This is a genomic window from Cohnella rhizosphaerae (assembly GCF_029525575.1).
Lineage (GTDB): Bacteria > Bacillota > Bacilli > Paenibacillales > Paenibacillaceae > Cohnella > Cohnella rhizosphaerae.
Genome location: NZ_JAPDIA010000009.1, coordinates 911,279 through 930,694, shown reverse-complemented (window position 1 = coordinate 930,694; position 19,416 = coordinate 911,279). Strand labels below are relative to the sequence as shown.

Below are 19,416 nucleotides of genomic sequence, written 5' to 3'. Positions count from 1 at the left end.
TGCATCACTTCCCGGTGAGAGATGGTCCTTGCGTATAGGGCCTATTCTAAAACTTTTTGACAGCGGTCTCAAACGCGCCCCCGGCCTCCCTTGCGCTTAGCTTGCCCGTTCCTTGTGGTACAATAGAGAGCAACACCATACGGCGCAAGCCGGCCCGAGCCGGCCTTACGCTTATCGAGGAGGCGCCAGCGCGTTGGACATCGCCATCATCGTCGAAGGAAAAAACGACCGCAGCCGGCTCGCGCGCGTCCTGTCTCCGGAGGTGCCGATCCACTGCACCTTCGGCACGCTCGGATCGAGCCGGATCGAGGCGCTGCGCAAGGCGATCGGCCGGCGGCACGTCTACTTATACATGGACAACGATTCGTCCGGGCGACGCATCCGCGGCATCCTGCGCGACGTCTTTCCGGACGCGGACCATATTTATACAAGGCGCGGCTATGCCGGCGTAGAGGGCACGCCCGAGGAATATCTCATTCAACAGCTGGAAAAGGCCGGGCTCGAAGAATTTATCCTTTATCCGCCTCCGGACGAGGAACGTTTGAGAGATTAGCCGGCATCCCCGGAGGCCCTCCAAGCAGATCTTACCCTAAACGCAAAGCACCCCTCGGCGCCGCTGTTGGCGCGCAAGGGGTGCTTTGTCGATATTACATCAGCTTTTTTGACTTTTTCGTAGACGTCGTCGGCGGTCGCCGTGTTCGGGATACCGGATGACTCCGGCAAGATCTGCTCGCGCATGCGTCCCTTTTTTGTCGACGAGGACGATCAGGTTCATGTGCGAGAAAAATCCTTCCGCGTCCTTGGCCGCGAGCAAGCCGTACCGCGAAGCGAGATCCGCCGTTTCGGCTTCGTCGCCGCGCAGGAACTTCCAGCCCGTATAGTCGGCATGATACTTGTCGCCGAACGCGCGCAGCGCTTCGGGCGTATCGCGGACCGGATCGATCGTCACGGAGACGATATCGACGCTTTTCCCGAACTCGCCCTCTGCCTTAAGCTTGTCCTGCACCTGAGAAAGCATGAACGTCGTCGGCGGGCAAACGTCCGGACAGTTGCTGAAGAAGAAGTACACCAGGCGCACCTTGCCGTCAAGCGAGCTCATGCTGACGTCGTTGCCGTCGATATCCTGGTAAGTAAAATCGGGCGCCGCGCCCAGATCGGGCAGCTTGTCCGCTTGCTGCTGACGGATGAGCAGCCAGGCGATCAGCACCAGCAGCAGCGCGAACAGCGCCAGCGAAAAGCCGTACCGCACGTACCAAGGCTTGGCAGGCTTGGCCTGAACGGTGCCGTTCGCATTGACGCTCATTGGCGCAGGACCCGCGCCGGGCCGATCTTGATTCCCGGATACGCCGGGCCCTTCGAACTCTTGCGACATGTTGCGCTACACTCCGTTCGTATCGAGTATCATGACGAGAAACATAATCATTAAATAGTTGACGGAAAACAGGAAGTCCATTTTCGCCCACTTCTCGGTATCCTTGGCGACAAGCCCCGAGATCGCGTGGATCAGCCATGCCCCGACGATGACGACCGACAGCACGAGGTAATAAATGCCGACGTAATCGTACGTATACATGAGGACCGAGGCGACCAGCAGCAGCAGAATATAAGGAATCATCTGCCACTTGGTCCGCAGAATGCCCTTCACGACCGGAAGGACGGGGAAGCCCGCGGCCCGGTATTCCTCGACGCGGCGAATCGTCAGCGACCAGAAGTGCGGCGGCTGCCAGAGGAACAGCAGCGCGAACAGAATCCAGGCGCCCGCATCCACCTCGCCGGTGACGGCGCAGTAGCCGATCACGGGCGGCATCGCGCCGGAGATCCCGCCGATCGACGTGCTCCAGGTGGACGTCCGCTTCAGCCAGATCGTGTAGACGACGCCATAGACGAACATGCCGAGCAGGCCCAGCCAGCCGCACAGCGGATTGACGAGCACGAACAGCGTGGCGAGCCCGAGGGCGCCCAGCACGATCGAATAGCCCAGGACGAATCCCGGGGACAGCCGCCCCTGCGGAAGCGCGCGATCGCTCGTGCGGGACATCTTCGTATCGAAGTCCCGATCCCAATAATTGTTAAAGACGCAAGCCGCGGCCATCGTCAGCGTCGTGCCGATCAGCATCCAGAGCAGTTCGAGCCAAAAGTCCCAGCTCTGGATTTGCCACCTCGACGCGAGCCAGAACCCGCCAAACGCCGCGATGAGGTTAAGACGGATGATGCGCGGCTTGGTCAGGGCCACAAGATCTTTGAACACGGTGTGCCTCCTTCAAACATAAAAAGCCGCAAGCGGCTGAAACGTTATCTATTTCCTTCTATTAGATGATAACCAAATCTGCACACCTTGACAATGTTCGCGCGGGGCTGTTCATCAAATCGCCACCTGTGCGCCACCCGGCCGACATCCGTTCGCCTCCAAAGCGTCAAAAAAGCGCCGGCCGCTTCTGTCACCTTTCGCCCATGGGCGCAATACACTGTACGGAGACATTCGCCCATTGCGTTTCATGCTTTAGCCGATCGGGCGTTTCCGTATTATCCGCGCATATGAAGCGCCGCCCAATTAAAGGAGGATCTCCCTTGTACAACAAAATGGCTATGCCCCAAGGCAGCATGCCCCAAATGTCGACGAGCGCCATGAACGCGGGTCAGCCGATGCCCGGCATGACGCCCGGTATGATGCCCGGTATGATGCCCGGCATGTCGCCCGGTATGATGCCCGGAACGATGCCTGGCATGACGTCCGCGATGCCTTCCGGCATGCCGGCGGCCGTGCCGAACGGTTCGATGACGATGACCATGCTGCCGCCGGCCGGAACTGCGCTGCCGATCTCCACCTTCCTTCCGGCTACCGGCCGCGAGGAATCGTACGTCGAGAACATCCTGCGCATGAACCTCGGCAAAGTGGCCACACTCTACATGACCTACGAAAACAACAGCGACTGGAACGCTAAAATTTTCAAAGGCGTTCTTGAAGCCGCCGGCCGCGATCACATCATTATCAGCGATCCCGCGACAGGCATGCGATATCTGCTGCTCATGGTGAACCTCGACTACATTACGTTCGACGAGCCGCTTAATTATAATTTGCCCTTCGGTTCGGCGAACAATCCCGTCACTCGCCGTTAACCGGCGCCGTTCCGGCGACGGGCGCGAGGGGCGCGAAGGTCCACACCCGCAGGCCTTCGCGTCCGCCCTTCACCCATGACGTCATCTCCGACCAGGAACGCCCCTCGAGGCGTTCTTTTTTCATGGCCGCCGCTTCGCTATCGTTCGCCGGGCGCCGCAGCTCGACGAATACGCCGGGCTGCTCCCGGTTTTCAGCCAGCTCCGCGCCTTTCCACCTCGACGGCTCCCCGAGCGCCCAAGCCAGGAAGCGTTCGCGGTTCGTTTCCGGAATGCTGTATTCGCAAAACAGGATCAAGGACATTCGTCGTCGCCCCTCATATTTGAATAATGCCGCGCCCATACTATACCGATGCCGCGCCACGCGGCGAAACTGACGGCAAAGGAGATCATGATCATGGATTCCGGGACGCATCTCGTTTTCGGGCTCGGACTCGGCGGACTCGCCTTGATCGATCCCGTCATCGCCTCCGAACCGTACGGCCCCGTCGCCGTTCTGATCGGCACGATCGCGGGCTCCCAGGCCCCCCGATTTCGATACCGTACTGCGATTCAAGAGCAATGCCGATTATATCAAAAACCACAGGGGCATGTCCCACTCTTTTCCGGCCATCGCCGGTTGGACCGTCCTGATCACGCTCGCCGTGTCCCTTGTTTTCAGAAGCGTGTCCTGGTGGCATATCGGCTTGTGGGTGCTGCTCGCCGTGCTCCTTCACGTACTGAGCGATTTATTCAACTCCTACGGAACGCAAGCCTTCCGGCCCGTCACGCGGAGATGGATCGCATGGAATATCATCCATATCTTCGATCCGTTCATTTTCGGCGCGCATCTCGTCGCCATTTTGCTCTGGCTGACCGGCTGGGCGCGCCCCACCGTCGTATTCCCCGTATTGTACGCGATGCTGGCCGTATACTACGCCTGGCGGAGCGTCGTACACCGTCGCCTGTCCGCCCGCATTCCCTCGCATGACCCCGAACGGCGCGAAGGGGACCAGTACACGCTGCTGCCCACGCTGAACCTGCATCGGTGGAATCTGGTCCGTCAATCGACGGACTGCACGTTCGCCATCGGCGAATGGGACAAAGGCGCGGTGCACTGGATCGATCATACGAAGTGCGACGTCCATCCGGCGGTCGAAGCCTCCAAAAAAGAACAAGGACGTGCAGGCGCTGCTGAACGTCACGCCGTTTCCTTGCGCACAGGTCCGGGAGCAGCCTTGGGGCTACGAGGTTCGCTGGATCGATATCCGGTACCGGCACCGCAAGCAGTATCCTTTCGTAGCGACGGTCATGATGGACGCTTCCTACAAAGGATTTCAATCCTACGTCGGCTGGCTCAGCGACGAGCGCCTGGAAAAACGGCTTCGCATGAACGCGTACTGACCGGATCGCCGCGCAACTCGCGCCCGCTCCGCGAAAAAGACGGCCGAAGCCGTCTTTTTCGCGCGCGCGATCCTTTTGACGCGCCATTTTTTTTGCGGCCGGAGGTTGACCTCGGCGCCGCTTAGGCGCACAATAAAAGCCCGAGGGGTTGCCTCGGGCTTTCGGTGAGCTAACGGATGTTAGCGGCTGCCACCGGAAAGTTGTTGCTCGGCCATTTGGACCAGCTTCTTGGTGATGTAGCCGCCAAGGGAGCCTGCGTCGCGGGACGTTACGTTGCCGTAGTAGCCGTCGGCCGGAATTTGCACGCCCAGGGATTGAGCGGCTTCCGTCTTCATGCTTTGCAGCGCAGCCTTTGCTTGAGGGACCAGAACTTGATTACGGGAACCGGAGCTATTGCTTGCCATGATTGATATTTCTCCTTTCGTCCTGCTGAGATTGGTGTTGGTTGCAAGCTTGCGTTGTTATTATGCTATGCTCGAAGAAAACTATACTCGGAGGTGAACACATTTTGAACAAACCTTTGGGACTTTTGTTTGCGGTCGTCTCGATGCTGCTTCTGCTCGGCACGGCGATATCGATCGACTACAACGGATGGCTCGCGTCGGGCCTGGCCGTGCTGGCGTTCGCCTTCATCGGCTGGGGCTTCACGCTCAAGTCGAAGATCGCGAAGCGGCAGGAGATCACGCAGCGTTAATCGCAAAGAAAAGGCCTGCGCGCCTCCTCAGGAGGCAGCTGCAGGCCCTTTCCTTTTTTACGGACTCATTTCAAAGCGGCGGCAGGAAGCCCATCGCTTCCTTCACCTCGGACAGCGTCTTCGCGGCAACCGCGCGCGCACGCTCGGCGCCTTGCCGAAGAATCCGATGAATCTCCCCGGAGGACCGGATCTCGGCGTAGCGGCGCTGCAGCGGCTCGAGCACGCCGACGACCTGTTCCGCCAGATCCTTCTTGAAGTCTCCGTAGCCTCTGTCCGCGTACCGGCTTTGAATGACCTCGATCGTCTCGCCCGAACAGTTCGCGTAGATGCTCAGCAGGTTGCTGATCTCCGGCTTGTTTTGCGGATCGTAGACCACCTCGCGGCCAAGATCGGTTTTCGCGCGGGACAGCTTTTTGCGGATCACTTCAGGCGGGTCGAGCAGCGCGATGTAGCTGCCCGCGTTCGGGTTGCTCTTGCTCATTTTTTTGGAGGCGTCGTCCAGCGACATGATGCGCGCGCCTACCTTGGGGATGAAAGGCTCCGGCACGACCAGCGTCTCGCCGAAGCGATGATTGAAGCGACCCGCAAGATCCCGCGTCAGCTCCAGATGCTGCTTCTGATCGTCGCCGACCGGGACCAGGTCCGCTTTGTAGAGCAGAATATCCGCGCTCATCAGCGGCGGATACACGAACAATCCCGCGCCTACCGCGTCTTTGCCCGCCGACTTGTCCTTGAATTGCGTCATGCGTTCCAGCTCGCCCATGTAGGAGAGCGTCGTCATCATCCAGCCCAGCTCCGCGTGCTCGTGCACATGGGATTGCGCGAAAATGGCCGCCTTGTCCGGATCGATGCCCGCCGCCAGATAGAGCGCCGCCACCGATTCTGTATTCTCGCGCAGCGCCGCCGGCTCCTGCGGCACCGTGATCGCGTGCAAATCCACGATCATAAAGTAGCTGTCGCATTCGTGCTGCAGCGAGACATAATTTTTCATCGCGCCGATGTAATTGCCAAGCGTCAGCTGCCCGCTCGGCTGGATGCCGGAGAGCACGCGTTTTTTTCCGTTCGCTTCGCTCATTGTCAATCGCTCCTTCGATTCGCGGAAATAGGGATTTGCCTTGCCGGACGCGCGTTAAACGCAAAAAAGACCTCTATCGTCAAAGGGACGAAGAGGTCGTGGTGCCACCCTTAATTCGCTCTCGCCGATCGCAAGCCCCCCCTAGGGACGATGCGCCGAACGCGAGCCTTTGGTTCCGGTAACGGGGGAACGGACGGACTGGATGGGAGCCTGGCCCGCCCACGGGCCCGGAGGGCGCGCGACGAGAAGATTCGTTTCCCAGTCGGCTCCGAGATCCATTCGGCCTTGGCGGAACGCCGGCTCGCAGCAGCCGCCGGCTCTCTGAAGTTCCTTGCCACGCTTACTTGTTCTCATCATCGCCTCGTATGTTATCGTTCATTATACGCGAGGCGCGTTAGAAGTCAACCTTCGGCTCCAAGGGCGAGTTTCGGACGGCGTTGTCCTTGCACGCGCCATCGATTGATGGTTCTGGAAGCGGACAAGTCGCGCATATGTGTAATCGTTGGCGCGCGGCACGGTTAGCTTGACTGGCAAGACGAAAGCCCGCGCGCGTCCGATCGGAGAGGAGCGTGCATGGGCATGACGTTGACCGCGCTGCGCGGCGCGACTTGGGCAGCTGCCGCAGGATGCCTGTATTTGGTGTGGAAATTGAATCCGAACGGGCCGTTCGTTTTTTTGCGATCGTTCTTTTCCGTGCTGCTCGACGCGTTTCCCTTTCTCGTGCTCGGCGCCCTCGTCTCCGCGGCGCTCGAGACGTTCGTCAGCGACAGGCTCGTCCGTTCCGCCGTTCCCAAGAGCCGGCTGGGCGGCGTGCTTTTCGGCAGCCTGCTCGGCCTCGCGCTCCCGCTGTGCGAGTGCGGCATGATCCCCGTCGCACGCCGCTTGATCCGCAAAGGGCTGCCCGCGTATATCGGCATCGTGTATATCATCGCCGGCCCCGTCGTCAATCCCATCGTCTTCGCCTCCACGGTCGTCGCCTTCGACGGCGATCCCGCGATGGCCTTCGCGCGTTTGCTGCTTGCCCTGGCCGTAGCGCTGGCGGCAGGCACGGCCCTGCTGCTCTTCCTGCGGCGAAACCCGCTTAAGGAAGGCGCAGGCACTGTCGGATGCGCGCATGGGCATGGGCATGAGCACGGACACGGACACGGGCATGGACATGGACACGGGCATGAGCATAAGCATGGACATGGACACGGGCATGAGCATAAGCATGGACATGGGGCGTTCGCGGCGACTGGGCGCCGCGCGCGCATATCGGGCGCCGTATCGTCCATCGCCTCACATGCCATGATCGATCTTCGCGACATGGGGAAATACTTGTTGATCGGCGCCGCGCTTACCGCGCTCGTACAGACCGTGCTGCGAACGCAGACGTTGGAGGCCGCGGCAGGCCATAACTGGCTTTCGCATCTATTCCTGATGGGCTTCGCATTCCTGCTATCGCTTTGTTCGACCTCCGACGCGTTCGTGGCGGCGCCTCTCGCCGGTTTATTCCATCCGGGCGCGATTCTCGCCTTCCTCGTCTTTGGGCCCATGATCGATCTGAAGGGCCTGACCGTCATGCTCGCCGCGTTCCGAAAAGATTTCGTCATCCGATTCGCGCTGCTCGTCTTTGGCCTCGTGCTGGCCGGCTCGCTCTTGGCCGAGAAACTGCAATGGTTGCATTGAACGCCAATTAAAGAAGAGGCAGGCGCGCTCGGCGCTTGCCTCCATATACAACGAACGGCCGGATTAATGTTCGCCGGAGCGGTCGCGTTTTCCGAATTTCTTGTTATTTACATGAAATAAAACGTTTGCCATATTGTAGTTCGATTCGACGGTTACGCTTAAGTATAATTTGCCGTGCTTGATCCCGAAGTCGTATGTAACCTCGCCATGCGTCCAGCTCGTCTTGCGCTGGATCGCCTCGACCGCCGCCTTGCGCAGCTCGCCGATCAACGCGTCCGTCAGCCCGTCCGGTTTGGCATCCCCTGTCGTCCGGCGTTCAGCCAGATCGACCGGCAAATGGCGTATCCCGAACTTCCCTACGGTATCGTTGCGCACTTGCAGCACGATCGTCCCTGCGGTCATGCCCTTCAACTCGCCTTCCATCTGCCGGAAAGCCATATCCACTTGCCTGGCAAGCGGGACTTCAAACTCATACGCCATAATTCTCCTCCTTCGATTTGGGAAATACTCCTCATTGTCGCCAAGTATTACCTACGACTTATGAATCATTATAGGGTAGGTATATTAAAAATTTCAACAAAAAATTTAGAATATTCGACTAAATGATGCATTTTTTTCTTTTAATGTGAATTTTACACATAATTTTAGTACCACGATAGACGACTATCGCTTAACTTCCGGCATCGTTCCCATGTCATTTTTCCAGTTTCCGCCGATGTCCGGAAAACGCAAAAAAACCGCACACCTCAATCGCGTGTGCGGTTCTTCCGCTCATTTTCCACCTATCGGCTTCACGCCGGCCTCCGACCGATCAACGCGCGCAAAGCGCTTCGAACGCGTCGACATCGGAAATCGCGCGGCGCACGGCGGCCTGCCAGAACGCCGGCTTGTCGAGCTCGACGCCGAGATGGCGCCTGCCGAGCTCCTCGACCATCATCAGCCCGGTATCCCGCAGCAGCCGGTCGTAGCGCTCGTTAAAGCCCGTACCTTCGGCTTCCGCGACGGCCGCGATGCCCGTACTGAACAAGTATCCGAACGTGTACGGAAAATTGTAAAACGGCACTTCCGTCGCATAGAAGTGCAGCTTGGCCGCCCAAAAGTGCGGATGCCAGGAGGCCAGCGCATCGCCGAACGCTTCTTTCTGCGCTGCGACCATCAGCTCGTTCAGCGCCTGCACGTCGAGCATCCCGCGTTTGCGCTCCTCGTAAAATCTCGTCTCGAACAAAAATCTCGCCCGGATGTTGTTGCAAAAGGCCGAGGCCCGCTGCAGCCGCTCGTCGAGCAGCGACAGCCGCTCTGCGTCGCTCCCCCGCCGCCCGCAGCAGCGCGTCGCTCACGAGCCCTTCGGCGAACGTGGACGCCGTCTCGGCGACGTTCATCGCGTAATTCCGCCCGAACTGCGGCAAGCCGTCCACGCAGACGTCGTGATAGGCATGTCCCAGCTCGTGAGCCAGTGTAGAGACGTTGTCCGGCGTGCCGGAATAGGTCATGAAGATGCGCGTCTCGCCGGTCAACGGAAAATCGGTGCAGAAGCCGCCCGGCCGCTTGCCCGCCCGGTCTTCGGCTTCGATCCAGCGCCCGGAGAACGCCCGCTCGGCAAGCTTGGCCTGCGCGGGCGAGAAGCCGCCGAATGCGTCCCGGATCAGCGCGGCGGCTGCGCCGTAGCCGATCGCGCCGCCCTCCGCGCCAACCGGCGCGGATACGTCGTGCCAGTCCAGCCGTTCCTTGCCGAGCAGGCGGGCTTTGGCGGCCATATAGCGCTTAAGCGGCTCCATCCCGCCCGCGACGCCTTCCCACATCGCGTCGAGCGTGTCCCGGCTCATCCGGTTGATGAGCAGCGGCTCCTTGAGCGGATCCTGCCAGCCGCGCGCCTGATACAGCTTCAGACGGAAGCCCGCGAGACGGTTCAGCGAATCCGCGGCCAAATCCGCCTGCCCGGCCCAGGCTTCTTCCCATTTGGCGCCCATCTCGTCGCGCACCCGCTGGTTCGGGTGCGACAGCTTGTTGAACGCCTGTCCCGCCGACAATGTCTTGACCGCGCCGTCTTCCTCCCAAGGAATGGCGATTCGGCTGACGATGGTCTGATAGTTCTCGCCCCAGCCATGGTAGCCGTCGACGGCCAAATCGCCGGCAAGCGCCTCCAGCGCGGGCGGCAGCTTCTCCTTGACGAAGTCCCGGCGCTCCCGGATCACGAATGCGATCTCGGAGACGGGCGCCGAAGCGATCCAGGCCTCAAGCCGATCGTCCGGCACCCGGGCCAGCTCGGCATCGTACAGATCGAGCGACTGGCCGAGCTTGGCCGACAACGTCTGGAGCTTCTCCGTCCAGGCCGTCGCTTTGCGGTCCTCCATATTTTGCGCGGACAAGCAGCCTACGTAGGAGAACGCCTCCCGCAGCCGCGCCGTCAGGTCCTGAAGCCCGGACGTCCAATCGTTCAGCGCTTCGTCGCTTGCGGCTTCGCCGTCCGCTGCGGCCTGGAGCTCCGCGAGCAGCGCGGCGGTTTCCGTTTCGAGCGCCTCGGAGAACGCGGCAAATTCCGGGGATTCGGAACCCCCGGAGAAAATTTTGTCCAGATCCCAGTTCAGGGAATAGCTGTCCGTCATCGATCATCCCGTCCTCTCTCGCGTTGCCGGCGATCGGCTGACCGATCGCCTTCGGCATCCGGACATTGTCAGCCCGTCCCGACTATTGTATCGTTAATGGACACGGTTTTGCCAGAGAGGAGCGGGGAAGATCATGATTCCATTTCGCAACAGCTTGCCTTACGACATCCAGATGAACGAGGTGTACGCCTCCGAATGCCCGTTCTGCCGTCAATCCCACGTTCGCCTGCCGCTGAAGCCCGAGGAGCTCGATCAGTTGCGCGGCGGTCTCATGAAGCGAACGATCGTCATGCCCTGCTGTCGGTCCAGGCTTCAACTCGTCGATGCGGACGGCGATTACTTGCTGGCGAGCAAGCCGCTCCGAGCCTGATTCGCGCTCAGCTCCCGAGCCGCTGCATCTCTTCGGGCAGTTCGGCGCCTTTGCCCGACATCTCGTCGCGGACCGCTTGCCAGCCTTCGCGCGAGGCGCGTATCATCGCGGAATCCATGATGCTCTTGTCGTGAATGACCCGGCTGAACCATCTGACCGCCTCGTGAAAGTGACCGAGCCGCCGGTTCAGCTCCCCGATCAGGTACAGCAGGCGGGCGTTGTTCATCAGTTCGCGCTCCGACTGGTACGTCTTGATATAAGCTTCAAGCGCGTACTGCAGGAATCTACTCTCTTGCTCGGCATTGCCCTCGTAGCGATACAGCCACGCGATATGATGCAGGATGCCCGCGACGACGCGATCCTTTTCCTTGATGATCTGTCCCGTCAGAAGCGCGAGCTTGTAGCACGCCAGCGCGTCCGCCGCGCTGCGCTCCCCGCCGTAGTCGCTCATCTTCCAATGCTTGCCGACGCGTTCGAGATAGGCGTTCCGCTGCCAGTCCACGAGACGCTGATTCGAATTCTCCGTAGAGGCGAATCCGCAGTACGGACATACCCGCACGACATAAAAATCGGGATTGGCCGATTTGAAATAGGAGCAAAAATCAGAATCCGATCGTATCGCGCGCTTCAGGCTCGGTCTTACGCGGGAGGTCACGAACTCGGCTTCGCAGCACACGCATGCAACCTTAGTCTGGTAAAGAGGCTCCATCCCGATCCCTCCATGTCGGACGCGTCCCGGCGAACGCGCGAGACGGCCAATTACTCTTCGGTGTTCACAAAATGATGCGCAGGACCGGACAGCCGTTCCAGCACGAAGGCTTTGAGTTCCCCGGACAGCTCCGTCTCGTCCAGCGAGCGGCGCATGCAATCCAGCCATGCTTCGGCTCTCGCGGGCGTGATCGGGAACGGCAGGTGCCTTCCCCGCATCATCGGATGTCCGTAGGCATCGGAATATAAAGTAGGTCCCCCCGAAAAACTGCGTCAGAAACAGGTACTGCTTGTCCATGACCGGCATGATGTCTTCCGGAAACAACGGCGCCAGCAGCGGGTGCTGCTGCACCTTCGGGTAAAAGCCTTCGACGATCTTCCGGACCGTAGCCGCTCCGCCGATCGCTTCGTACACGCTTCCGTAGTTCATAGGTTGCAATCTCCTCCCGACTCTTCGGTCGATATCGGGACTTACTACCTGAAGTCCCTTTATTATACCACAACGACGTAAGACTTCTATCCTAATTTTTCCGTTTTCGCACAAAAGAAAATCCGCCTGCGGCCTTTGATTGCGCAATGGCGCGCAGCGGACGGACTCAGGAGCCCTTATATTTGTTCCGATCGCGCTTTGCAGCCCGCTCGCGGACCCAGGAGCCCCTATTGCGGGATTAGAGACCTATTTTGGTCTTGATGTGGGTGAATAGTTATCATGAACGAAACCGACACCCTGTTTGCTTATCTCGGAGGTTACATTTGGGAAAAATGGCGTTTACAGAAACAACCCATTTACCAAATACAGAGCTCAAAGCAAAAGGAGTCGGTTTAGTATGAGTATGGCCATCAAGTACGTAGGTTTAGACGTATCCAAATCCAAAATCGCGGTTGCCTTTGCGGATGAGGGACGAGGAGAAGCACGGTACTTTGGCGTCATCGAGCATAGCAAGGAAGCGGTATTGAAACTCCTGCAAAGGCTGCGTCGTCCGGGTGAGAAAGAGGAGGTGACTTTAAGGGTCTGTTACGAGGCAGGTCCCACCGGCTATGTGCTCTATCGTTGGCTATTGACGGCAGGCATCGCTTGCAGCGTGGTCGCGCCCTCGCTCATTCCCAAGCGTGCCGGCGACCGGGTCAAAACAGACAAACGGGATGCCATTCGACTCGCACAGCTGTATCGCGCAGGAGAACTGACGCCGGTATACGTGCCCACGCCAGCAGACGAAAGCTTGCGGGATCTCGTTCGCGCACGCGAGGATGCGGTCGAGGATTTGAATCGTTTTAAGCAACGACTGGGCAAGTTTCTGCTTCGCCACCAGCTTCAGGACGCCAAAGGCGCCAAACCCGGAACTTTCGCGTACGAGGAATGGCTGGATACGCTGCGTATTCCCGAGGACAGCTGCAAACAAATGACCTTTCAGGAGTACCGCCAATCGATTTGGGAAACGAAGGAGCGAATCAAGCGATACGAAAAGCAAATTGAAGAACAAGCCGCTTTAAGCGAGCAGGCGCCGGTCGTTCAAGCGCTGCAAGCCTTGCGAGGCGTAGCAGCCGTCACAGCCGTTACGCTTTCATCCGAGATGATGAGCAGCGACCGCTTTCACTCCGCCTCTTCGTTTATGAGTTACTGCGGACTGGTCAGCAGCGAATACTCCTCGGGAAGCAGCCGCTGGCAAGGCCGTATAACGAAAGCCGGGAATGCGCATCTGCGTCGGGTACTGGTGGAAGCCGCGAAAAGTTACCGACACGCGCCCGCGATTCGCAGAAGAATGCGCGACCGTATCGAGGGGCTGCCACCGGAGGTTCAGTCGATTGCCTGGAGCGCGCAGCATCGATTACACAAGAAGTATTGGAGTCTGGCGCGAAGAGGAAAGCACAAGGGTTGCATCGCGGTCGCGATTGCCAGAGAACTGGCGGGGTTTGTATGGGCGATTGCTAAGGAGATCGAGAAGCTTCGTTTGCAAGCAGCGGTGTAAAACAACGGGTCCGAACAAAGGAGGCGATTGAGGGGAAGCGATTCTTTTTTTACCTCAGAGGCAAAATCAGGCAAGGTGGAGAGAAAACCGCGTGAGCCGCTTGAGCAAGCGAATGCTTATGCTCGTCAATAGTTAGCGGGTAAGCTCTCCAGACGTATGAATAACATGTGTGAATCCACGAATATCAGATTGCCGACCAGCGAATTGCTTTTGCCTCTGAGCTAAAGAAGAATTGCCCCCTTCCGTCCCCTAAAGGGGAAACGCAGGGAGCGACGCCCCCTGCACCCCGTTACTCGCCGTAGGGGCACCTCCGGGCATTTCCATGCCGGAGATCCAGAAAAGTATGGGAAATGATGCGACCGCCTGTAAAGAAAATCGCTTGACAGGCTTCTATTCGCTATTGTCAAAAACACGGGTGCAAACAGAGACGCTTGACAGTTTCGTTCATATCAACGGCTCTGCAGTCCGCAATGATCACAATTGCACCGTTTTTTACGAAATAGCGTCATCTGAGTCCGGTATCTTCGCTCGACTTGCCTTCGGTTACTCCCGCAGTTTTCATTTGCATCTCACGCTAGCAAGTGAAGCCAGCGAGGGCGATTGGACGCCGCCGCTCCTGTTCGCCATATGCATGCGCAAGGAATAACCTATGATGCCTGCAAAGGATGGGCAGGCATTTTCGCCTCGGCTCATCCAATCGGCTGGAAAGCCTGCGTTAACCAGCTTTCCCCTTTCTCCCCTCGCGCGACGATGAGAGAGGGGGCGTAAGGCGCTGTACAGCGTTACCTGCCGATTTTATACTTTCTATATATGATATGAAAACAAAAATCGCCCTTATCGGGCGATCGAATAATGTAGAAAACTGGATGATCGGGGACCTAGATCTCTTCCTCCGGACCGCTGAGCGACTCCCGAATGACATAGACGAAAGCGCACATGAGAAGCCCTGCTACGATTCCTGCCACGTTAATCACTCCTTGAAGCCATATCGTGGTTCTATTGTACCACATGAATGTAACAGCGACATTACTTTTTTGCAATCGCTTTCAAAAAAATATCGACGATATTCCGGCCCGAAGATTTCGCCCGTTTTCCCGACGAAGAAGGGGCTGTCCCAAAAGCCCTCTAAAGTTGAAGTAGAAAGCTGAAATGATGTCAATAATAGCCAAACGGGACGAAGCAGAGGAATTTCCTGCTTGGTCCCGTTTGCGTTTTTGGTCGATGGCTAGCTTCTTGAGCAGATTATGGGCAAGGCAAAGCCATCCGACCTCGAGACTTACCTTGTCCAAGCCTCGAAGCAGAAAGCGCCGGAACCCCCGGTTGTTTTTTACTTGGCCGAATACACTTTCCGGCTCGATCATGCGACGGACGGATAGCTCATATCCTTCTTCGCTTCGCAACCGTTCCCGCATTTCATTCTTTTGCCGCCAGTACGTCAGGCTTACGGATATCTCCCGGTTACCTTTGGCTTTGGTGCATGCGGTTTTAAGCGGACAATCTTCACAGCTTGCGCTCCGGTAATGGCGCGTATGTATCTCGTAGCCACTCTCTGTCGTCGTTTTACTCTCGTAACGGAACGCAAGCTTCTGTCCGGCTGCGCAGGTCCAACTGTCTTCCTCTTCGTTGTAGTGCCAGTTGTCGATCTTGCCGATGTCTTTTTTCCAGGCTCTGCTCTTTTCTTTGTGGTAGGTGCCGTACTTTACGAGGGCATGGACCTGCTCCTTTTCCAGATAGGCATAGTTCTCCTCCCCGCCATAGCCTGCGTCTGCAATGACGGTACCCGGCAGCTTGCCCAGCTTTTCTTTAACGCTCTCCAGATGCGGCTTTAGACATCTCGTGTCTGTCGGCCGCTGATGTACGCTGTAGCCGAGCACGAACTGGTTTTCCGTTCCGATCTGCACATTGTAGCCCGGCTTTAGCTGGCCGTTTCGCATATGATCTTCTTTCATCCGCATGAACGTCGCATCCGGATCGGTCTTGCTGAAGCTGTTCCGATCGCCCAAAAGTGCCTCTTGATGCTCGTATTTTTGAAGGCGTGGCAACAAGTCTTTCCGCAGCAAACGAACCGCTTTTTTTGAGCGGCTTGTCTTTGGGCTTGTCTTTGGGCTTCTCCTGTAGTTGTTCCTCTAGTCGCTGGATGGCCTGCTCCAGCCGGTCTGCCGTGAGCTCCGACGCTTCTCCAAGCTCCAGTAGATCAGCTCCGGCGTGCTCGGCATCCTCTTGCTGCTGCGCCTCTTCGATGGCTCCAAACAGCGTCCGCACCTTCTCTTGCAGCTTCGCGTGCTGCTTGACGACCGCCTTCTTCCAGACGAACGTGTAGCGGCCCGCATTGGCCTCAATCTTTGTCCCGTCGATAAAATAATGCTCGAGCTGTACATATTTTTCTTCCACGAGCAATTCCAGCACAGCCGTAAAAATCTGCTCGAGCACGTCCTTCATCCGTTCCGAGCGAAAACGGTTGATGGTGCGGAAGTCCGGCTGCTGGCGGCCGGCGAGCCACATGAACATGATATTTTCGCGGACGGCTTTGGCAATCTGGCGAGAGGAATAGAGGCGCTGCGTGTAGGCATAGATGATGACTTTGGTGAGCATTTTGGGGTGATAGCTATGCCGTCCGCCGCCGGGATAGGCTGCGTCGAACAAGGCGTCGCTCAGACGGTTCACCGCGCTATTCACGACGCGTACGAGATGATTTTCAGAAATATCCGTTTCCAAATCCATTGGCAGACAAAGTTGATCCATGCTATATTGAATGTACAAAGAAACCGTTCCTTTCGTAAATGGTTGCTCGACACTTCCATTTTACCAAAGAACGGTTTTTTTTTTGTTTTACAAAAACAAAAACAGGGCTGCCCCTCAGGTCATTTTCATGATCCTTTTGGGACAGCCTCATCGCCTCTTTCTATGCGGGGAATTCCTTTAAAGCCTTGAGCACCTGGAGCAGATAATGCCATGTCCGTTCGACGGACGAGACGCGGAACCGCTCCTCCGGCGTATGAATATCGTAAAGGTCCGGCCCGTACGATACGGCGTCCAGCCCTGGCATCTTGTCGGCGAATATTCCGCATTCGATGCCCGCATGCACCGCCTTGACCTCCATCGGCTTTCCGGACTCGCGTCCGTAAACGTCCACGAAAACGTCCCGCAGCCGGGACGACATCCGATACGGCCAGCCTGGATAATGATCGCCCGCTTCGAAGCCGCAGCCAAGGAGACGGGCGAGCGCCTCCATCCTTGTCATGGCCGCGTCAAGCTCGGACCTTAGCGAACTGCGGACCAGGCTTTCGAAGCGCACGCCCTCCGGGGTCATGGCCACGATGCCCACGTTGGTCGACGTACGCGGGAGTCCCGGGATCGCCTTGTCCATCCGAAGGACGCCGTTCGGGACGAGCAGCAGCGAGTCGACAAGCTTGCTCAGGGAAGCATCGGAAAATATTCGCGCCGCCCCGTCAGCCGCAACCGCTCCGGCCTCGCACGCCTCGAGCGAAACGCTCGCCTCCGGGTCGGACGCCGCATACTCCGTTTTAAATACCGATTCCCATTCCCTTATGGCGGCTTGGGCCTGCTCCCAATGCGCCTCCGGCACGAACAAGGTCGCTTCGGCCTCGCGCGGAATCGCGTTGGACGCCAGGCCGCCGCGAACTTCCGCGACGCCGTACGGCAGGCGCTTGCGCAAGCCGTCGAGCGTCCGGCCGAGCAGCTCGCAGGCATTGGCGCGCTCGTGGACGATATCGTCGCCCGAATGGCCGCCGAGAAGGCCGTGTACGCGCAGCCGCCCCGCTCGCCCCGGCCGCGGCTCAGCCGTCCATTCGACGGGCACGGCGTGATACGCGCGCGCTCCGCCGGCGCTGCTGACATAAAGGACGCCCTCCCTGTCGGAATCCAGGTTAATCATCATTCGGCCCTTCAGCAGCGCGGGGTCTAGCTTCCTGGCGCCCTTCATCGACGTCTCTTCCTCCGTCGTCAGCACGATCTCGAGCGCCGGGTGCTCCGCGTTCCGCGCATCCAGCAGCGCCATCGCGAAGGCGACGCCCAGACCGTTGTCCCCGCCCAGCGTGGTGCCTTCGGCCGTCATGAAATCGCCGTCCAGCCGCAGCCGGATCGGGTCGGTCAGGAAGTCGTGCGCGACGCCCGCGTTTTTTTCCCCGACCATGTCCAGATGCCCTTGCACGATAACGGGGGGCACCTGCTCGTAACCTGCGGAAGCCGGCTTGCGGATGATCAGATTCAACGATGCGTCCTGCACGGTATCGAACCCGCGCGATCTGGCGAAAGCGGCCACATAATCGCTCGCCGCTCGCTCGTGTCCCGAGCTTCGCGGGATGGCGGAAAGCGCCTCGAAGTGCGGAATGACGGGACAATCGCCCCGATATAGCCTCGATTCGGCATTTGCGCTGCTCAATGGTCGCGCCTCCTTGCTTCGGTTCGTTATACGAATCGCTTGCCCGCCTGTCCTTTGACAGGCCTATGCTTGCAATATATAGCAGCGGCTCTCGATAAGCAACCGCACGCGGCCCCGCCGCAAATGCGCCGTCCTTGAAATTTTCCCGACGAGCCCCGCATATAATCGGACAAGAGGGAGCTTGGTCCAGGGAAGGAAGTGCGCTCGTGTCCGACTTGATCTTAACGCGAAAAAAGAAACGCCGGCTTCGTCCGAAGAGGGCTGCGGTTGGCGGCGGCGACGGGGGCCGGCGCATGCGTCCTGCTCATCGGCCTGCTCGCGCTGCTGATGCCCGGCATCGCGCTCGAAGCGTCGCTTAAAGGCTTGTCCGTCTGGTGGGAGGTGCTGTTCCCCGCCCTATTTCCCTTTTTTGTCCTGTCCGAAGTGCTGCTCGGCTTCGGCATCGTACACCTGGCCGCCGCGCTGCTCGATCCGCTCATGCGTCCGCTGTTCCGCATTCCGGGGGCAGGCGGCTTCGTGCTGGCGCTGAGCTTCGGAGCCGGCTACCCGATCGGCGCGCGCCTGACCTCCCAGCTCATGGAGCAAAACCTGCTCAGCCGCGGCGAAGGGGAGCGGCTCGTCGCGATGACGACGACCAGCGATCCGATTTTCCTGATCGGCGCGGTCTGCCTCGGCTTTTTCGGAAGGCTCGATATTGTACCCGTGCTGGCTGCGGCTCATTATGGCGGGGCCATGCTGGTCGGCCTGCTGCTGCGTTGGCGCAAGGACGAGCCCGAGCCGGAGTCCGAGGAACGGTCAAGGCCGGCCCAAGAGAAACGGGCTTCGCCGGTTGAGACGCCGATTCGCGACGCGAAGCTCGGCTTGGGCAGATTGAAACGGGCGATTGTCGCGATGCACGAAGCGCGAATGGCGGACGGACGGCCGTTCGGCATCGTGCTGAACCAAGCCGTCAAGTCCTCGCTCGCCCTCATGATCGTCGTCGGCGGTCTTGTGGTATGTTTCTCAGCGACGCTACAGCTCCTCTTGCACGGCGGATTGCTGCTGCCGCTGAAGCACGCGATCGTATTCGCGCTTCAAACCTGCGGCCTCGAGCCCGGACTCGCCAACGCCTTCGTGCAGGGGACGTTCGAGGTGACGCTGGGCAATGCCGCGGCGGCAAGCCGGCGCCGGCCCGGGCGGCATTCCGGCCGCGCTGATCGACCGCGTCGCCGGCGCGGCGTTCGTGCTGGCCTGGGCCGGCCTATCCGTGCATGCCCAGGTCGCCGGGCTCATGGGACGCACCGGCTGGCGGTACGGCCCCTTCGCGCGCGCGCGGCTATTGCACGCGGCGATCAGCGTCGCGCTCGTCTACTTGCTCTGGCCGTGGCTTCACGGGGCATAGACGCCGCGCCGGCATTGTCTTAAGCGCCGATATTGTTTATCATCTATGACA

At 59.1% G+C, this 19,416-nt stretch carries 20 protein-coding genes and 2 pseudogenes; 9 read left to right on the top strand and 13 right to left on the bottom strand.

Translation table 11 applies throughout. The annotated features are described in order from the left end of the window. The first annotated feature begins 193 nt into the window (after positions 1 to 193). Positions 194 to 553 carry a DNA primase gene (locus OMP40_RS38395; RefSeq protein ID WP_277539483.1) on the top strand — a complete coding sequence of 120 codons (360 nt, stop codon included), beginning with the start codon at positions 194 to 196 and terminating at the stop codon, positions 551 to 553. 99 nt (positions 554 to 652) lie between these two features. On the opposite strand, the gene OMP40_RS38390 is transcribed toward OMP40_RS38395, so the two are convergent. From OMP40_RS38390 to OMP40_RS38380, 3 genes are all read right to left on the bottom strand, one after another. After that, entirely contained in the window at positions 653 to 1,372 is a 720-nt protein-coding gene (locus OMP40_RS38390) for an SCO family protein (RefSeq protein WP_277539482.1), read from the bottom strand. Positions 1,373 to 1,378: 6 nt separating this feature from the next. Continuing rightward, a complete protein-coding gene (gene cyoE / locus OMP40_RS38385) occupies positions 1,379 to 2,248 on the bottom strand; it encodes a heme o synthase (protein WP_277539480.1) in 870 nt (289 codons plus the stop codon). A gap of 388 nt (positions 2,249 to 2,636) precedes the next feature. After that, complete coding sequence (locus tag OMP40_RS38380) at positions 2,637 to 2,789, bottom strand: hypothetical protein (protein ID WP_277539778.1); 153 nt, start codon at positions 2,787 to 2,789, stop codon at positions 2,637 to 2,639. On the opposite strand from OMP40_RS38380, the gene gerQ reads away from it, so the two are divergent. Next, on the top strand, positions 2,716 to 3,117 hold the full coding sequence (gene gerQ, locus OMP40_RS38375; protein WP_420872142.1) for a spore coat protein GerQ: 402 nt from the start codon (positions 2,716 to 2,718) through the stop codon (positions 3,115 to 3,117). The two genes, OMP40_RS38380 and gerQ, sit on opposite strands and share 74 nt — an antisense overlap. Here gerQ and OMP40_RS38370 read toward each other — a convergent pair. Beyond that, positions 3,104 to 3,418 (bottom strand): hypothetical protein, encoded by a 315-nt coding sequence (locus OMP40_RS38370; RefSeq protein WP_277539479.1) that lies wholly within the window; start codon positions 3,416 to 3,418, stop codon positions 3,104 to 3,106. The genes gerQ and OMP40_RS38370 overlap by 14 nt on opposite strands. Before the next feature lie 241 nt (positions 3,419 to 3,659). On the opposite strand from OMP40_RS38370, the gene OMP40_RS38365 reads away from it, so the two are divergent. Next, complete coding sequence (locus OMP40_RS38365; RefSeq protein WP_338131405.1) at positions 3,660 to 4,622, top strand: metal-dependent hydrolase; 963 nt, start codon at positions 3,660 to 3,662, stop codon at positions 4,620 to 4,622. 54 nt (positions 4,623 to 4,676) lie between these two features. On the opposite strand, the gene OMP40_RS38360 is transcribed toward OMP40_RS38365, so the two are convergent. Then, positions 4,677 to 4,901 carry an alpha/beta-type small acid-soluble spore protein gene (locus tag OMP40_RS38360; protein WP_277539477.1) on the bottom strand — a complete coding sequence of 75 codons (225 nt, stop codon included), beginning with the start codon at positions 4,899 to 4,901 and terminating at the stop codon, positions 4,677 to 4,679. A gap of 104 nt (positions 4,902 to 5,005) precedes the next feature. On the opposite strand from OMP40_RS38360, the gene OMP40_RS38355 reads away from it, so the two are divergent. Beyond that, a complete protein-coding gene (locus OMP40_RS38355; protein ID WP_277539476.1) occupies positions 5,006 to 5,191 on the top strand; it encodes a hypothetical protein in 186 nt (61 codons plus the stop codon). Positions 5,192 to 5,261: 70 nt separating this feature from the next. On the opposite strand, the gene trpS is transcribed toward OMP40_RS38355, so the two are convergent. Further along, positions 5,262 to 6,266, bottom strand: coding sequence for a tryptophan--tRNA ligase (gene trpS, locus OMP40_RS38350; protein ID WP_277539475.1), 1,005 nt, complete (start codon positions 6,264 to 6,266; stop codon positions 5,262 to 5,264). 573 nt (positions 6,267 to 6,839) lie between these two features. Here trpS and OMP40_RS38345 point away from each other — a divergent pair. Then, on the top strand, positions 6,840 to 7,934 hold the full coding sequence (locus OMP40_RS38345) for a permease (RefSeq protein ID WP_277539473.1): 1,095 nt from the start codon (positions 6,840 to 6,842) through the stop codon (positions 7,932 to 7,934). Positions 7,935 to 7,997: 63 nt separating this feature from the next. On the opposite strand, the gene OMP40_RS38340 is transcribed toward OMP40_RS38345, so the two are convergent. The 3 genes from OMP40_RS38340 to OMP40_RS38335 all read right to left on the bottom strand — a co-directional run bounded on the left by OMP40_RS38340 (position 7,998) and on the right by OMP40_RS38335 (position 10,537). Beyond that, the gene (locus OMP40_RS38340) at positions 7,998 to 8,414 is read right to left on the bottom strand and encodes an O-methyltransferase (protein WP_277539472.1); all 417 of its coding nucleotides are present in this window, start codon (positions 8,412 to 8,414) and stop codon (positions 7,998 to 8,000) included. A gap of 331 nt (positions 8,415 to 8,745) precedes the next feature. Continuing rightward, on the bottom strand, positions 8,746 to 8,961 hold the full coding sequence (locus tag OMP40_RS40985; protein ID WP_338131394.1) for a hypothetical protein: 216 nt from the start codon (positions 8,959 to 8,961) through the stop codon (positions 8,746 to 8,748). After that, positions 8,909 to 10,537 (bottom strand): M3 family metallopeptidase, encoded by a 1,629-nt coding sequence (locus tag OMP40_RS38335; RefSeq protein ID WP_338131393.1) that lies wholly within the window; start codon positions 10,535 to 10,537, stop codon positions 8,909 to 8,911. Before OMP40_RS38335 ends, OMP40_RS40985 begins: the two co-directional genes overlap by 53 nt. A gap of 133 nt (positions 10,538 to 10,670) precedes the next feature. On the opposite strand from OMP40_RS38335, the gene OMP40_RS38330 reads away from it, so the two are divergent. Beyond that, the gene (locus OMP40_RS38330; protein WP_277539470.1) at positions 10,671 to 10,907 is read left to right on the top strand and encodes a hypothetical protein; all 237 of its coding nucleotides are present in this window, start codon (positions 10,671 to 10,673) and stop codon (positions 10,905 to 10,907) included. A 7-nt stretch (positions 10,908 to 10,914) separates the two neighbouring features. On the opposite strand, the gene OMP40_RS38325 is transcribed toward OMP40_RS38330, so the two are convergent. Together OMP40_RS38325 and OMP40_RS38320 are read right to left on the bottom strand one after the other, a co-directional pair. After that, entirely contained in the window at positions 10,915 to 11,616 is a 702-nt protein-coding gene (locus OMP40_RS38325) for a DUF2225 domain-containing protein (RefSeq protein WP_420872122.1), read from the bottom strand. Positions 11,617 to 11,666: 50 nt separating this feature from the next. Then, positions 11,667 to 12,045, bottom strand: a pseudogene (locus tag OMP40_RS38320) (globin domain-containing protein). Between the two features lie 397 nt (positions 12,046 to 12,442). On the opposite strand from OMP40_RS38320, the gene OMP40_RS38315 reads away from it, so the two are divergent. Both OMP40_RS38315 and OMP40_RS38310 read left to right on the top strand, forming a co-directional pair. After that, a complete protein-coding gene (locus OMP40_RS38315) occupies positions 12,443 to 13,582 on the top strand; it encodes an IS110 family RNA-guided transposase (RefSeq protein WP_277539468.1) in 1,140 nt (379 codons plus the stop codon). 322 nt (positions 13,583 to 13,904) lie between these two features. Next, positions 13,905 to 14,228, top strand: coding sequence for a hypothetical protein (locus tag OMP40_RS38310; protein WP_277539467.1), 324 nt, complete (start codon positions 13,905 to 13,907; stop codon positions 14,226 to 14,228). A gap of 400 nt (positions 14,229 to 14,628) precedes the next feature. Here OMP40_RS38310 and OMP40_RS38305 read toward each other — a convergent pair. Both OMP40_RS38305 and OMP40_RS38300 read right to left on the bottom strand, forming a co-directional pair. After that, positions 14,629 to 16,342: pseudogene (locus OMP40_RS38305) on the bottom strand (IS1182 family transposase). A 142-nt stretch (positions 16,343 to 16,484) separates the two neighbouring features. Next, the gene (locus OMP40_RS38300; protein WP_277539465.1) at positions 16,485 to 17,984 is read right to left on the bottom strand and encodes an aminoacyl-histidine dipeptidase; all 1,500 of its coding nucleotides are present in this window, start codon (positions 17,982 to 17,984) and stop codon (positions 16,485 to 16,487) included. A 267-nt stretch (positions 17,985 to 18,251) separates the two neighbouring features. On the opposite strand from OMP40_RS38300, the gene OMP40_RS38295 reads away from it, so the two are divergent. Continuing rightward, positions 18,252 to 19,388: a nucleoside recognition domain-containing protein gene (locus tag OMP40_RS38295; protein WP_277539464.1), complete on the top strand. Its 1,137-nt coding sequence runs from the start codon at positions 18,252 to 18,254 to the stop codon at positions 19,386 to 19,388. Positions 19,389 to 19,416 lie beyond the last annotated feature (28 nt).

Coding starts and splice junctions, on each gene's coding strand:
- OMP40_RS38335 (WP_338131393.1), bottom strand. CDS start 10,537: ATGACGGACAGCTATTCCCTGAACTGGGATCTGGACAAAATTTTCTCC.
- trpS (WP_277539475.1), bottom strand. CDS start 6,266: ATGAGCGAAGCGAACGGAAAAAAACGCGTGCTCTCCGGCATCCAGCCG.
- OMP40_RS38310 (WP_277539467.1), top strand. CDS start 13,905: ATGCCGGAGATCCAGAAAAGTATGGGAAATGATGCGACCGCCTGTAAA.
- gerQ (WP_420872142.1), top strand. CDS start 2,716: ATGCCTGGCATGACGTCCGCGATGCCTTCCGGCATGCCGGCGGCCGTG.
- OMP40_RS38370 (WP_277539479.1), bottom strand. CDS start 3,418: ATGTCCTTGATCCTGTTTTGCGAATACAGCATTCCGGAAACGAACCGC.
- OMP40_RS38330 (WP_277539470.1), top strand. CDS start 10,671: ATGATTCCATTTCGCAACAGCTTGCCTTACGACATCCAGATGAACGAG.
- OMP40_RS38315 (WP_277539468.1), top strand. CDS start 12,443: ATGAGTATGGCCATCAAGTACGTAGGTTTAGACGTATCCAAATCCAAA.
- OMP40_RS38325 (WP_420872122.1), bottom strand. CDS start 11,616: ATGGAGCCTCTTTACCAGACTAAGGTTGCATGCGTGTGCTGCGAAGCC.
- OMP40_RS38390 (WP_277539482.1), bottom strand. CDS start 1,372: ATGTCGCAAGAGTTCGAAGGGCCCGGCGTATCCGGGAATCAAGATCGG.
- OMP40_RS38345 (WP_277539473.1), top strand. CDS start 6,840: ATGGGCATGACGTTGACCGCGCTGCGCGGCGCGACTTGGGCAGCTGCC.
- OMP40_RS38360 (WP_277539477.1), bottom strand. CDS start 4,901: ATGGCAAGCAATAGCTCCGGTTCCCGTAATCAAGTTCTGGTCCCTCAA.
- OMP40_RS38380 (WP_277539778.1), bottom strand. CDS start 2,789: ATGGTCATCGTCATCGAACCGTTCGGCACGGCCGCCGGCATGCCGGAA.
- OMP40_RS38340 (WP_277539472.1), bottom strand. CDS start 8,414: ATGGCGTATGAGTTTGAAGTCCCGCTTGCCAGGCAAGTGGATATGGCT.